We start from the raw sequence: 14,236 nt of genomic DNA, 5'->3' as shown, positions 1-14,236 counted from the left end.
ACATTTACCAAGTCCTGTTGGGGGAGATTGCAGATCATGAAAAGGGGGCAGTTGCCCCAACTTTGTTAACCTTATAACGGTTTTGTTTGGTGATTGCGGTTGTGACCTCCTCTTCTTTGCCAATTGTGTTGGGTGTAACGGGTGCGTCTGGTCTCATTTACGCAGTGCGCGCCATTAAATTTCTATTACAAGCCAACTATCCTATTCAACTTGTGGCATCGAAGGCCGCGCATCAAGTGTGGCGGGCAGAATATGGCCTCACCCTGCCGCTTCAGCCCGATAAGCAGGAACTGTTTTGGCGCGAACAGGCCCAAGTTTGGGAAGGTTGCCTCACCTGTCATCGGCCAACAGATGTGGCAGCGGCGATCGCCAGCGGTTCCTTTCCCACATTGGGTATGGTGATTCTGCCCTGTAGTATGAGTACGGTGGCGAAGTTGGCCGCAGGCCTGAGTTCCGATCTCCTGGAGCGGGTGGCGGATGTCCACCTCAAGGAACACCGACCGCTGGTGCTGGTGCCCCGCGAGACCCCCTTTAGTCTAATTCACCTGCAAAACCTGACCCAATTGGCAATGGCTGGGGCGCGCATTGTACCCGCCATCCCTGCGTGGTATCACCGGCCACAGACCATTGAGGATTTAGTGGATTTTGTGATCGCCCGTGCCCTTGATCAGTTAGGGTTGGATTGTGTGCCGCTGCAACGTTGGCAAGGACCCCTTTCCTAATGCGTGCTTGGATTTACTTGGGGGCGATCGCCCTGCTGGCGATCTTAATGGTGCAAAATTGGCAGCCGCTGGTCTCCCTGCGCTTTTTAGGACAGCAAACCCCGGCGCTTCCCCTTGCCGCTTGGATTGTGGTGGCCGCCCTTGCAGGGATCGTGGCTGGCCAGTGTTTACTCTGGCTCACCCTAGAAGCGCAAGCCCCAACAGCGCGGCCAACCCCGCGATCGCCAGCCCCTGAACCTGAACTGGATGCCTCGATGCGGCCGCCGCAGGATGAGCCAGAGATGGATACCAGCGATGTCGAGGATTGGTTTAGCGAGCCAGAGCCAGCCCCCCGCGAACCAGACATTCAAGATCGCCCCCCCACAACCTACTCCTATCAATATCGTCCTTCCCGCAAAGCGACTGCCAAAACCCCACCGCCTCCCCCTCAAGTTGTGGACGCTGAATACCGCATTCTGACGCCGCCGCCCCCCAAAGACGCTCCCCCTGAGGATGAAGCAGACTGGGATATTCCCCTATGATCGTAGGCGTTGCCAGCGGAGGAATCGCTTGTGAAGGTTGCAGTGGTTGGTGCCACAGGCCGCACCGGTCAGCGAATTGTGAGTGCCCTACAATCATCTGAGCATCAGGCGATCGCCGTTGTGCGTAACCCCGCCAAAGCCCGAGGGCGGTGGCCAACGGTCGAGATTCGTACCGCCGATGTCACCCAACCCCCGACCCTTCCCCCAGCCCTTAAGGATTGCGAGGCAGTGATCTGTGCCACGGGCGCTAGCCCTAGCCTTAACCCCCTAGAACCCCTAAGTGTCGATTATCTGGGCACCAAACATCTCGTGGATGCCGCCAAAGCCGCCCACGTACAGCAGTTTATTCTTGTCTCGTCGCTGTGTGTCTCACAATTTTTCCATCCCCTGAATCTTTTTTGGCTGATTTTGTATTGGAAGCAGCAGGCAGAACGTTATCTCCAACAAAGCGGTCTAACTTACACGATTGTGCGGCCAGGGGGTCTGAAGGAAACCGATGACGGTGGCTTTCCGATCATTGCCCCACCAGATACCCTCTTTGAGGGCAGTATCCCGCGATCGCGGGTGGCAGAAATCTGTGTGGCAGCCTTGGGCGAGCCAAGTGCCTACAACAAAATCTTTGAGGTGGTGAGCCGTCCCGATCAGACGCCAGTGGCTTATCGAGAGTTATTCCGCTCAGTGGCGGCGGTGTGAGGATAAGTTGATGCGCTTTTCCCGTTGGTTGGGGGCGATCGCTGGTCTGGTGGCAATAGGCTATTTCTTTTTGGGGACGCGCTCAAGTGCTCTCTGGTGGTACTGGTACCGCTGGCAGCCGGATCAAATTGCCCCCTTAGTGATGCAGGGGGGAGATCCCTATGTACGGGCCCTGATGCGCACCATTTCTGCCAGTGAAGCCAATGATGCCAATCCCTACACACTGCTCTATGGGGGGGAGCACGTCCAAGACCTCAGCCAGCATCCCGATCGCTGTATTCCCATTCGCCGCGGCGCCAATCAGCACCTGTGTACCACCGCCGCCGGCCGCTATCAATTTCTCACCACCACTTGGCAAGAAAAAGCCGCCCGCTATCATCCCCAACCGCCAAGCTGGTTTTGGCAAGGCTATAGCTTTGCTCCAGAGTATCAAGATCAGGTGGTCTATCGCTGGCTCATGGATTCTGCCGCTTGGAATGCCGATATTCCCCAGCTCCTGCGGCAAGGCCGAGTACAGGAGGTCTTTGCCCTGCTGTCGGGTACATGGACCAGTCTGGGCTATGGCATGGAGAGCAACCGGATCACGCCCCACCTCGAAGAGATCTACCAGCAATTGTTGGCTCAAGAATTAGCCGCCTTCCAGACCGCCCAATCTGCGGGGAGGGGCCCATCGCCCTAGTTCATTTTCTCTGCCGACGGCTGCGCCAATCGCTGATTTTGGTCTTGCAATGAACGCAGTGATGAAGAGGCTTTCCCTTGCTCCCACAGATTAAAATCAAAAGAACCCTCTGGTGCAAATCGGCTGGCCTTGGTGGATGTCTATGTCGTTTCTTGAGTATCTCCATGCAGAACCCCGTCGTGTCATTGTCTTTGATGGCGCAATGGGCACAAATCTTCAGGCACAAAACCTGACAGCAGAGGATTTTGGTGGCAAGGAGTACGAAGGCTGCAATGAATATCTGGTCATCAGTAAGCCAGAGGCGGTGGCCAAGGTGCATCGCGATTTTTTGGCAGCAGGAGCCGATGTCATTGAAACGGATACCTTTGGCTCCTCTGCAATTGTTCTAAGTGAATACAATTTGGGCGATCGCGCCTACGAAATCAGCAAGAAAGCCGCTGAGCTCGCCAAATCCGTGGCCGCTGAATTTAGCACCCCCGCAAAACCCCGCTTTGTTGCCGGCTCGATGGGACCGGGTACTAAACTGCCCACCCTGGGCCACATTGACTACGACACCCTCTACAGGGCCTTTCGCGAACAGGCGGCGGGCCTCTTTGACGGCGGGGTAGATCTCTTTATCATTGAAACCTGCCAAGATGTCCTGCAAATCAAAGCAGCCCTCAATGGGGTGATGGCCGTCTTTCAGGAGCGGGGAGAACGCCGCCCCCTGATGGTCTCTGTGACGATGGAGCAGCAGGGCACGATGCTGGTGGGCTCGGAAATTGGCGCTGCCCTGACGATTCTGGAACCCTATCCCATTGATATTTTGGGTCTCAACTGCGCCACCGGCCCCGATTTGATGACGGAGCACATCCGCTACCTTGCGCAGCACTCCCCCTTTGTCATTTCCTGTATTCCCAATGCCGGCTTACCTGAAAACATCGGTGGCCATGCCCACTACAAACTGACGCCGATGGAGTTGCGGCTGGCCCTGACCCGCTTTGTCGAAGACTTTGGGGTACAAGTGATTGGCGGCTGCTGTGGCACGCGACCGGATCATATTGCGGCCCTCGCAGAGATTGCCGCAACCCTGACCCCCAAGGCGCGATCGCCCCAACGGATTCCCGCTGCCGCCTCCATCTACAGTCCTCAGCCCTATGACCAAGAGAATTCCTTCCTGATTATTGGTGAGCGACTCAATGCCAGTGGCTCCAAAAAATGCCGCGATCTCCTCAATGCCGAAGATTGGGATGGTCTCGTTGCCCTTGCCCGTGCCCAAGTGCGCGAAGGTGCCCACATCCTGGATGTCAACGTGGACTATGTGGGTCGCGATGGGGTGCGGGATATGCGCGAGCTGGTATCACGGCTGGTTACCAACGTAACGCTGCCCCTGATGCTCGACTCGACTGAATGGCAAAAGATGGAAGCGGGTCTGAAGGTGGCCGGGGGCAAGTGCTTGCTGAACTCCACCAACTTTGAGGATGGTGAACCCCGCTTTTATAAGGTCCTGGAACTGGCAAAAACCTACGGCGCCGGCGTGGTCATCGGTACTATTGATGAAGAGGGGATGGCGCGTACAGCCGAGAAAAAGTTTGCCATTGCCGAGCGGGCTTACAAGGCCGCCCTTGACTACGGCATTCCCCCCTGGGAAATTTTCTTTGACCCTCTGGCACTACCAATTTCCACAGGGATTGAAGAGGATCGGGGCAATGGTCGAGAAACCATTGAGGCCATTCGGCGAATTCGCGCTGAACTCCGCGGCTGCCATATTCTGCTGGGGGTTTCTAATATCTCCTTTGGCTTAAATCCAGCAGCCCGCCAAGTCCTCAACTCAATGTTTCTCCACGAGGCCATGCAAGCGGGCATGGATGCTGCGATCGTCAGTGCTGCCAAGATCCTGCCCTTGGCCAAAATTGAGCCAGAGCAGCAGCAGGTCTGCCGGGATCTCATCTACGACCGCCGGCGGTTTGAGGGGGACGTGTGTGTCTATGACCCCCTTGCGGAACTGACCCGCCTGTTTGAGGGCAAAACCACCACACAGGAGCGCTCCCAAGTGGCAAACCTGCCCCTTGAGGAGCGACTCAAACGCCACATTATTGATGGCGATCGCCTGGGCCTGGAGGACACCCTTGCCAAAGCTCTCGAAACCTATGCCCCCCTGGAAATTATCAACACCTTCCTGCTCGACGGCATGAAGGTAGTGGGCGAACTCTTTGCCTCTGGGCAGATGCAGCTTCCCTTTGTTTTGCAGTCGGCAGAAACAATGAAGGCGGCGGTGGCCTATCTCGAACCCTTTATGGAAAAATCCGCCACTGGGGACACTGCCAAGGGCACCGTCGTCATTGCCACAGTGAAGGGGGATGTCCATGATATTGGCAAAAACTTGGTGGACATTATCCTCACCAACAACGGCTATCGGGTGATTAATTTGGGGATTAAGCAACCGGTGGAAAATATCATCCAAGCCTATGAGGAGCATCGGGCAGACTGCATTGCCATGAGCGGCCTCTTGGTCAAGTCCACCGCCTTTATGAAGGAAAATCTCGAGGTCTTTAATGAGCGGGGCATTACTGTTCCCGTCATTTTGGGGGGAGCCGCCCTCACCCCCAAATTTGTCTATGAGGATTGCCAGTCCACCTACCACGGTCAAGTGATCTACGGCAAGGATGCCTTTGCCGATTTGCATTTTATGGATCGGCTAATGAGTGCCAAGGCGGCAGGCCAGTGGGACGATCGCCGTGGCTTTCTAGATGGTGCCCCTACCCCAGAAGAAGCGGTGAGCATGCCGGCGATCGCCCCCGAACCCACCTCGGTTGCGGAACCCGCAACACCAGAAGTGGTGGATACCCGCCGCTCTGAAGCGGTTGCTGTAGATATTCCCCGCCCCACACCCCCCTTCTGGGGCATTCGTCACCTCAAGCCGGATCAGATTCCACTTTCTGAGGTCTTTGCCTATCTGGATCTCCAAGCCCTGATTGCAGGTCAGTGGCAGTTTCGTAAACCCAAAGATCAAGACCGTGCCACCTACGACGCCTTCCTTACTGAGAAGGTCTATCCCATCCTTGAGGCGTGGAAACAGCGCATCCTTGCTGAGAACCTGCTCCACCCTGAACTGATTTATGGGTACTTCCCCTGCCAAAGTGAGGGCAACACTGTCTATATCTATGATCCCCAAAGGGTAGGGGATAAAGATGCCTGTGTTCCTGAGCGGGCGATCGCCCAGTTTACCTTCCCCCGCCAAAAGGGTGGCCGGCGCCTGTGTATTGCTGATTTTTTTGCCCCTGTGGAATCCGGCATCATTGATGTCTTTCCCATGCAGGCTGTCACCGTTGGTGAAATTGCCACCCAAGTGGCGCAGCAGCTATTTGCCGCCAATCAATACAGTGACTACCTCTACTTCCACGGGATGGCGGTGCAAACCGCTGAAGCCCTCGCCGAGTGGTGTCATGCCCGCATTCGCCGCGAGTTGGGCTGCACTCCCGATCCTGAGTCCATTCGCGATATTCTTGCCCAGCGCTACCAAGGCTCCCGCTATAGCTTTGGTTATCCTGCCTGCCCGAATATGCAGGACCAATATACGCAACTGCGACTCCTTCAGAGCGATCGCATGGGGATGTATATGGACGAGAGCGAACAACTCTACCCTGAGCAATCCACGACAGCCATTATCTGCTACCATCCCACCGCCAAGTATTTTAGCGTCTAAGCCCAGCTTTCCTTGGACCAATCGGAGCGAAAACCCTGTTGGGCGAACAGTTCTTTGACGACTAGGGAGCCTCTAGCCGTGGATTCCCAAAAAGCCAGCAATTTGAGTTATCCATCCGCTGCTAAGCCGAGGGGCATGTTTTGATTGGTTGCAGCAAGTTCATCCCCTTAGCAGTTCTGATTGGAAGCATGGCCTCCAGCAAATTCAATCGCTATTGGTTCCGATGGGGGATCGCCCCAATGATAAACTGCAAACGTAAAGAGTGCCGGAGATGCCCGCGGTGACGCGCCCAAAAATTATTGTCCTAGATGATGACCCCACCGGTTCGCAAACGGTGCACAGTTGCCTGCTGTTGACCCGTTGGGATGTGGATACCCTCTGTCGTGGCCTTGCCGATAGCGTACCCATCTTTTTTATCCTCACCAATACCCGTGCCTTGCCAGCAGAAATGGCAGCGGAAGTAACGCGCACGGTTTGTCGTCATCTCAAGGAGGCGATCGCCCAAACAGGCACAACCGACTACATTCTTGTCAGTCGTTCTGACTCCACCCTCCGCGGCCACTATCCCCTGGAAACGGATATCATTGCTGCGGAACTGGGTCCCTTTGATGCCCATTTTCTAGTGCCTGCCTTTTTGGAGGGGGGGCGCATTACCCGCGATAGCCAGCACTATCTCATGGTCGAGGGTCAGGCTGTGCCTGTCCATGAGACGGAGTTTGCTCGCGATTCCGTCTTTGGCTACCACCACAGTTATTTGCCCGACTATGTGGCCGAAAAGACCCAAGGGCGCATTCGTGCAACAGCTGTGGAGCGCTTTGTCCTTGCCGATATACGCAATCCAGAGACCCTGCTCAGCCGCTTGACTCAATTACAAGGTAATGTCTGCGCCGTTGTGGATGCCGAAAGCCAAAGAGATTTGGATCAATTTGCAGCAGCGGTGCTGCAGGTGGTCAGCCAAGGAAAACGCTTTTTGTTCCGCAGTGCCGCCAGTTTACTGACTGCCCTCGCACAACTGCCCCCCCAACCCACCCCCCCAGAGGCAATGGCCACCTATTGCCGCCCTGGGCGCTATGGCGTAGTTTTAGTGGGTTCCCATGTGCGCAAAACCACTGAACAGCTGACCGCCCTGCTGCAGGAACCCGATGTGTTTCCCATTGAAGTGCCCGTGGCACGATTGCGGGACAGTGCGGTGGCTGAAGCAGAAATCATTGCGGAGGTCTTGGCGGCGGTGGATCGGGCGATCGCCCAGGGGAAAACCCCCGTCATCTATACCAGCCGTGAGGAACTCACCTTTGCAGATGCACCGACACGGTTAACCTTTGGGCAGCGGGTTTCTGAAGGGCTGATGGCGATCGTTCAGCAGTTACCCACCGATTTGCGCTATCTGATCAGCAAAGGAGGCATCACTTCCAACGATGTCCTGAGTAAGGGCTTAAACCTAGCCACGGTTCGCCTCTTGGGGCAAGTGATTCCCGGCTGCTCCGTTGTGCGCACTGGTGCTGATCATCCCCGCTTTCCAGAATTACCCGTGGTGCTGTTCCCCGGCAATGTGGGCGATCGCGAGGCCCTGCGCACGGTTTATCATCGCTTTCAGGGCAGTGGCCCTGCAATTTAGGAATGATTAGGAATGATTACCCACTCCCTTGAATCTAGCTGAGTTCAGGGTTTAGAATGCAGTTGTAACAATAATAAACAATTTTTAATCTTTCCCGATAAGTGAATGAGTTTAGTCAACACGGTTGGGGCGAAATCAACGGTATGGCGGTGGCTGCTGCCTGTTTTAGTAGTACTGCTGATGGGCGGCGGTTGGATGTTTTCTCTCCTGTTGCCCCTGCAGGATCCCTACATTCAAGCCGTACGGGCGACGGTGGGCGATCCCAGTCGCGGCGAACAAATTTTTATCCTCAACTGTGCGGGCTGCCATGGCATTGATGGTAAGGGGGAAGTCGGCCCTAGCCTCGTGCAGATTAGCCACCGGCGATCGCAGGTCCAGCTCATTCAGCAAATTATCAGTGGCAATACCCCACCCATGCCCAAGTTTCAAGCCCAGCCCCAAGACATGGCTGACCTATTAAGCTACTTGAAGACACTCTAAAAATTTTGACAAAAATCCCACCGGTGAAACCGGTATATTAAATTAAAAATTGTGTTATTAGCATTGCCAATTTCGAGCATCCTTTGGTGGGAATGGAAGACGTCTTTGCAGTGGGCGATCGCGTTCGCCTTGTGGAACTGCCACCCTATGTGAAAACAGCGGAACCGATGCCAATGTTGCGTCCCGCCAGTATCCTCACCCTCGGTGAAGAAGGGGTTATTCTAGGCCAGCAACCGGGAAACTATTGGGTGGTGCGACTCGAGCGGGGTGCCTTTTTGCTGGAAGCCAAGTATTTGAAGCGGGTTTAATGGCTCCCCTGCTGTCCCTGTGCATGATTGTCAAAAACGAAGCCCATCAATTGCGGCGTTGCTTGCAGTCGGTTCAGCCTTGGGTGGATGAAATTATTATTGTGGACACAGGCTCCACCGATGAGACGATCACCATTGCCCGCGAATTTACCCCCCATGTCCATTCAGTGCTCTGGCAGGGGGACTTTGCTGCTGCCCGCAATGCCTCCCTAGCCCACGCAACCGGGGAGTGGGTCTTTTACATTGATGCCGATGAAGAATTGGTGGTTACGGATGCCCACTGGCAAGATCAATTGACTGCGCCGAGTGCCCATGCCATGAATCAGTGGAGTCTGCTGCGCCGTGAACAGTCTAGCGATCGCAACTGGAGTGAATTTTGGAATGTGCGCTTTGGCCGCCGCTTCCCCGACCTCCATTTTGCCGGAGCACTCCATGAGCAACTCTACTATCGAGAACGAGAAGCGGTGGTGGGTCAATTGCAGGGGGTTTATCTCATTCACCACAACCAACAAAGCCAAGAGCAATTCCTGGCCAAAATTCGCGATCGCAATATCCCTATCCTCGAGAAAATGGTGCAGCAGGGCGATCGCCGACTGCAAACCTTGGTCTGCCTTGGGGATCACTACGCCGCCTGTGGCGATAGCGATCGCTCCCAAGCATGGTATGAACAAGCCCTCGAGCAGATTGCCCCTGCCGTCCAACAAGGGATACTCCCTAGGGACACCACCTGGCTACGTCATCTTCTCTTTTGGGTTAGTTACCACGCCTTTGCAGCCAAGGACTACGAAACCGCTCAGTATTACCTCAGCTATGGCCTGCGCTTCTTTGATTGCTATCCGCCCTTGCTCTATGTGGCTGGGCTATTTGTCTTTGAGCTAGGTTTGCAGCGGGGGGCGCTGCCCTACTTTCACCGCTGTTTAGACCTTTTTGAGGCGGGCACCTACGATCGAACGGAACCTTTTGATCGCCAGTGGATGACCACCCAGCCCGCCTACAGTCTGGGCTACACCTATATGACCCTTCAGGAGCGCGATCGCGCCATTGCCTATTTTCAAAAGACCCTTAAATTTAACCCTGACTATCCCCCTGCTCAGATGTACCTGCAACAACTGCTGACGGCATCGGCAAATCAAGGGTAATGCGAGTACCCGCTCCCGCGGCTGCGGGAATCCCCATGCATCCTTGAAAGCGCTTGGTGACAAAGCAGGCCTTGGTCAGCCGAAAGCCCCATCGTGGGGCAATCTTGACCTTGGAGCCGCAGTAGCCAAAGCCAACCCCCTTAGGCATTGCCTCAATGGGAATCCCACAGCCCAACTCCGGTTTATGGTCGAATGATTAGCACTGACTTTGGATTGAGGAGTTCTTGACGACTTCGGGTGGTCCTTTGGTTGGGAAGCCCAGGCTCTACCCGTCGGATTGGCGGCGGGGGGAGGTCACCAGTTTGTTAGGATCAAGGGGCAGTTCAATTGGTTGAAGACTATGGTACTGCTGGGACAGTCCGCAGCAGAACTGAAAGCATGGGTAGAAGCCCAAGGGCAGCCCGGCTATCGGGGGCAACAACTCCATCAGTGGCTCTATCAAAAGGGGGCGCGATCGCTCCAAGAGATCACTGTCTTTCCGAAACAGTGGCGTGATGCCCTTACAGGTGTAGAGATTGGCCGCTCAGAGATTCGCCACCGCCATGATGCCCAGGATGGCACAGTGAAGCTGCTGTTGACCTTAGCCGATGGTGAAACCATTGAAACGGTAGGCATTCCCAGTGGCGATCGCCTGACGGTCTGCGTGTCTTCCCAAGTCGGCTGCCCAATGGCTTGTGATTTTTGTGCCACCGGTAAAGGGGGGTACCGCCGCAATCTGGCGTGCCACGAAATCGTGGATCAGGTGCTCACGATCCAAAGTGAAATGGGGCGCCGTGTCAGCCATGTGGTATTCATGGGCATGGGCGAACCCCTGCTAAACTTACCTGCTGTTGTGCAGGCGATCACCTGTCTCAATCGCGATATTGGCATTGGTCAGCGGCACATCACCATTTCCACCGTGGGCATTCCCCAACAAATTCAGCGACTGGCACAGCACCAATTGCAAACCACCCTTGCGGTCAGCCTCCATGCCCCCAACCAAGCCCTACGCGAGCAACTTATTCCCAGTGCCAAGCATTATCCCCTCAGCCAGTTAATTGCCGACTGTCGTGCCTATGTGCAACACACCGGTCGCCGCATTACCTTTGAATACACTGTTCTGGCGGGGGTCAACGATCGCCCCCAGCACGCCGAGGCGCTGGCGCAGCTATTGCGGGGCTTCCAAAGCCATGTCAACCTGATTCCCTACAATCCCATTGTTGAGGCAGCCTATCAACGTCCCACGGATCAGCGCCTGCAGCAATTTCTCAATCAACTGCAAGCCCGAGGGGTTACAGCCAGCATTCGGCGCTCGCGGGGTCTAGATCAGCAAGCTGCCTGTGGCCAATTGCGCCAAGCCCAACTCATTGCCTAAACATTTTTTGCTATCATAACTTTCTAATTTCCTGTAATTCCTATTACTTTATTGAATGAAGCCAGAGCTTTGGTTCGTTGCTCCCATTAGCGCGATCGCCCTCGGTGGTATTGCCACGCTGATTCAACCCCAACAACCCTTAGCAGCCCTTTTAGGGAGTGGTATTGGTGCCCTTGCGGGTGCTCCCCTCATTGAAAAGAACCAACGCCGTAGCGATCGCCTGCTTCAAGACCTTCACAGCTTCCTCGTATCTTTCCCAGAGACTACCGAACTCAAAACACATCTGCTGCAAAGACTCGAGCAACAACACCAACAACTCACTGACCTCAAACAACAACTGCATCAAGTACTGCCCGAAGCCCTGCGCCCGATTCCCAACGAGATAGCCCAGACACTACAGCCACTGATTGAAACCATTCACGCCCAAAGTGCGGCGCTGCAAACTATTCAGACCCTACTGCAAAGACCCCACCCCCCCGCACATACCCTAAAAACCGCTGTCCTCTACGACATTGAGAACTTAGTCTTTAACCAAGGGCAGCGGTTAGACCCCGCCAAAGTCAATGAGCTTGTGTCCCTAGACAAGATTCTGGAGTCAATTAAAAGCACCATTGATCTGGGGGAAATTGCCATCAAGCGCGCCTATGGCAACTGGCAAAATAAAACGCTTCAAGCCCTTAACGATCAACTCAAGCGCTCACAGATTCAACAGGTTCCTGTCTATGGCCACAATCGAGATCAACGCAATGCCGCTGACATTCAGCTCGCCCTCGATGCCATTGACTTGATTCACCACTATCCTGACATCAACACCTTCGTTCTGATCTCCGGTGATGGTGGGTTTGGCTCCATTGCCCTGCGCCTGCGCGACTACGGCAAAACTGTGATTGGCTGTGCCTATTGGAATGCTGCTAGTCTCAGCTTTCAGAAGGTTTGCCACCAATTTATTTTCCTTGAGAATCCCTTCATTGATTCCCCCTCAACCAATGGGAGAAACGGCACGCCTTTCCCTCGTCAATCCAATCCAGCCAGCACGACAAGTCAGGCTGCACCGTTATTGTCTTCTCGCTTACCCATTGAGCCATTGAACTATAATCAAATTCCCGGGAGTGCTATCGGCCAACGGGAAACCGAAAAACTACTGGAACTGTTGTCTCACTATACTAGCGACCCGGCAAAATCCCAGGAACTAGTCAACGGAATTGTTTTTGATACTGTCTTTTTGGATATTAAATCGGTACTTCCCCAACTGGACCCATTGCGGTTTGGTTTCCTCAAGCCCTCCAGCTGGGTGGCTTATCTAGCCGATCAGCATCAGTTACCTATTTGCGTTGCCGTGAATAGTCAATTGCGCAAAGCTGTTCTCTGTTGGCGAAATAAGCTCCCCGAGGACTGCACAGTTCATACCCATAAGCCACAGAGTATCCACACTGTCTCGATTTATCGCGCCCTTTTTGCCCATGAAGTCGCCGGAGATTCCCTCTTAACTAACGTCGGACACTGGTTAATCGCTCATCGCCCCCGCAATGTGGCCTCGAGAAGAATTACTAACGCCATTTTTGAGCAGATCCCCAAGGAGGGGCAGCCAATTAGTGAGACGGGAATCAAGCGGGCGATCGCCAACTATGTCAAAGCGGGTATTCTAACGCGCGCCTTATCCTCCAGTGGTGACACCCTTACCCTCAACCCTGCCATCAAGGACTTTCCTAGTTTGGTTATCGAGCTGCAAACCCGTTTTCGCCAAGCTGTGGAAGAGCGCCTCAGCAGGATTGGTGAGACAATCAATGAGCAGGTCTTTGCCCAAGCGGTTCCCCTGCAGCCGCTGCAACTGCCTTCAAAGAGTCCAGAGAAGGCACCAGAACCTCCCTCCTAGGAGGCATTGGGGGGTTCAATATGACTTGGCAACTCTAAACAATACCCAGCGCCATAAACCGTTTTGATATAGCGAGGATTGCGGGGATCGGGTTCCAGTTTGGTGCGCAGGTGACGCACATGGACGCGGATGGTTTCAATGTCATCATCGGGGTCATAGCCCCAGACTTCCTTAAGGATTTCACTGGGAGAAACGGTTTGGCCGTGGCGTTGCAGCAGACAGTGGAGCAGTTCAAACTCAAGGCGTGTTAGCTTAATGATTTTGCCAAACCAAGAGACCTCAAATCGTTCGGGCACTAGGGTCAAGGGACCATAGCTGAGGATTTCTCGATGGCCTGCTGTGGCAGGAATGCGATCGGCCCGTCGCAAGAGGGCGCGTACTCGTGCCAGCATTTCCTCCAATTCAAAGGGTTTGGTGAGATAGTCATCAGCGCCGGCATTAAACCCCTCCACCTTATTATGGGTTTGGCTCAGGGCCGTCAGCATCAAAATCGGAATATCTTGGGTACGCGGATCGCGTCGCAGGCGTTGGCAAATGGTAAAGCCATCTACTTGGGGCAACATCAGGTCAAGGAGAATCAGGTCGGGAGAGAGTTGCACAGCGAGGGCTTGGCCTTGCATCCCATCTAAGGACTTTGTGACCTCGTAGCCCGCCATTTGCAGGTTAATTGCCAAAACGTCAGCGATCGCAGGGTCATCATCAATGATTAAGATGCGGGGCTTCATAGGATGAACGGTACTCAATCCTCATGGGCGGCGGACTACCGCTTCTGAGAGAATTATAAACATCGCTGCAAAAACCTTAAGAGTTTGTTGAGTTTCTTTAGATTTTCTCAATATTTGAGGCCAATCTAGGGATATAGACCTTTTCTTTCTAAAATTGGACTATACCCAGCACATAGGATGTTGTCCTACACCAGCTTTACAGAATTGATGGGTTACTAACCCTCTCAATTGGCCTAGACCACTTTCTAATCAGCCCTTGGTGCGGTTTGAAACCCAGTTCTAGGGTGCTACAGGCAGAGCAAACCAAGCTGGAGGTACGTTCATGCTGCAAGCTTTATGCGCTCTTGAGCGGATTTTCCACAAACCTAGGCTATACTTTGGGAATGCAACTTTTGGGCAGAAACGATGATCCTGTCCTGACTTTTGCGAACTGCTCACTCAC

General features: G+C 54.3%; 12 protein-coding genes. 11 read left to right on the top strand and 1 reads right to left on the bottom strand.

Translation table 11 applies throughout. The annotated features are described in order from the left end of the window. The first annotated feature begins 101 nt into the window (after nucleotides 1-101). The 11 genes from Q0W94_RS06330 to Q0W94_RS06280 all read left to right on the top strand — a co-directional run bounded on the left by Q0W94_RS06330 (nucleotide 102) and on the right by Q0W94_RS06280 (nucleotide 13,069). The gene (locus tag Q0W94_RS06330; RefSeq protein ID WP_297756829.1) at nucleotides 102-722 is read left to right on the top strand and encodes a flavin prenyltransferase UbiX; all 621 of its coding nucleotides are present in this window, start codon (nucleotides 102-104) and stop codon (nucleotides 720-722) included. Beyond that, nucleotides 722-1,243, top strand: a complete 522-nt coding sequence (locus Q0W94_RS06325) for a hypothetical protein (protein WP_297756828.1) — start codon at nucleotides 722-724, stop codon at nucleotides 1,241-1,243. The genes Q0W94_RS06330 and Q0W94_RS06325 overlap by 1 nt, the downstream gene beginning before the upstream one ends. A gap of 30 nt (nucleotides 1,244-1,273) precedes the next feature. After that, entirely contained in the window at nucleotides 1,274-1,936 is a 663-nt protein-coding gene (locus tag Q0W94_RS06320; RefSeq protein WP_297756825.1) for an SDR family oxidoreductase, read from the top strand. A 10-nt stretch (nucleotides 1,937-1,946) separates the two neighbouring features. Next, entirely contained in the window at nucleotides 1,947-2,615 is a 669-nt protein-coding gene (locus Q0W94_RS06315; RefSeq protein WP_297756823.1) for a glycoside hydrolase family protein, read from the top strand. 136 nt (nucleotides 2,616-2,751) lie between these two features. Further along, entirely contained in the window at nucleotides 2,752-6,300 is a 3,549-nt protein-coding gene (gene metH / locus Q0W94_RS06310) for a methionine synthase (protein WP_297756821.1), read from the top strand. 271 nt (nucleotides 6,301-6,571) lie between these two features. Further along, nucleotides 6,572-7,915 (top strand): four-carbon acid sugar kinase family protein, encoded by a 1,344-nt coding sequence (locus tag Q0W94_RS06305; protein WP_297756819.1) that lies wholly within the window; start codon nucleotides 6,572-6,574, stop codon nucleotides 7,913-7,915. Nucleotides 7,916-8,020: 105 nt separating this feature from the next. Continuing rightward, nucleotides 8,021-8,395 carry a cytochrome c gene (locus Q0W94_RS06300; protein ID WP_297756817.1) on the top strand — a complete coding sequence of 125 codons (375 nt, stop codon included), beginning with the start codon at nucleotides 8,021-8,023 and terminating at the stop codon, nucleotides 8,393-8,395. Between the two features lie 92 nt (nucleotides 8,396-8,487). After that, complete coding sequence (gene sipA, locus Q0W94_RS06295; protein WP_297756815.1) at nucleotides 8,488-8,703, top strand: regulatory protein SipA; 216 nt, start codon at nucleotides 8,488-8,490, stop codon at nucleotides 8,701-8,703. Beyond that, complete coding sequence (locus Q0W94_RS06290) at nucleotides 8,703-9,842, top strand: TPR domain-containing glycosyltransferase (protein WP_297756813.1); 1,140 nt, start codon at nucleotides 8,703-8,705, stop codon at nucleotides 9,840-9,842. Before sipA ends, Q0W94_RS06290 begins: the two co-directional genes overlap by 1 nt. Nucleotides 9,843-10,182: 340 nt before the next feature. Further along, nucleotides 10,183-11,196, top strand: a complete 1,014-nt coding sequence (rlmN, locus tag Q0W94_RS06285; protein WP_297756811.1) for a 23S rRNA (adenine(2503)-C(2))-methyltransferase RlmN — start codon at nucleotides 10,183-10,185, stop codon at nucleotides 11,194-11,196. Between the two features lie 55 nt (nucleotides 11,197-11,251). Next, complete coding sequence (locus Q0W94_RS06280; protein ID WP_297756809.1) at nucleotides 11,252-13,069, top strand: NYN domain-containing protein; 1,818 nt, start codon at nucleotides 11,252-11,254, stop codon at nucleotides 13,067-13,069. Here the strand turns inward: Q0W94_RS06280 and Q0W94_RS06275 are convergent. Continuing rightward, nucleotides 13,066-13,794: a response regulator transcription factor gene (locus tag Q0W94_RS06275; protein WP_011058255.1), complete on the bottom strand. Its 729-nt coding sequence runs from the start codon at nucleotides 13,792-13,794 to the stop codon at nucleotides 13,066-13,068. The two genes, Q0W94_RS06280 and Q0W94_RS06275, sit on opposite strands and share 4 nt — an antisense overlap. Nucleotides 13,795-14,236: the final 442 nt, after the last annotated feature.

It is taken from the genome of Thermosynechococcus sp. (assembly GCF_025999095.1).
Lineage (GTDB): Bacteria > Cyanobacteriota > Cyanobacteriia > Thermosynechococcales > Thermosynechococcaceae > Thermosynechococcus.
Note: the sequence above shows the minus strand (reverse complement) of the source record. Positions and strands in the feature narration are given on the sequence as shown.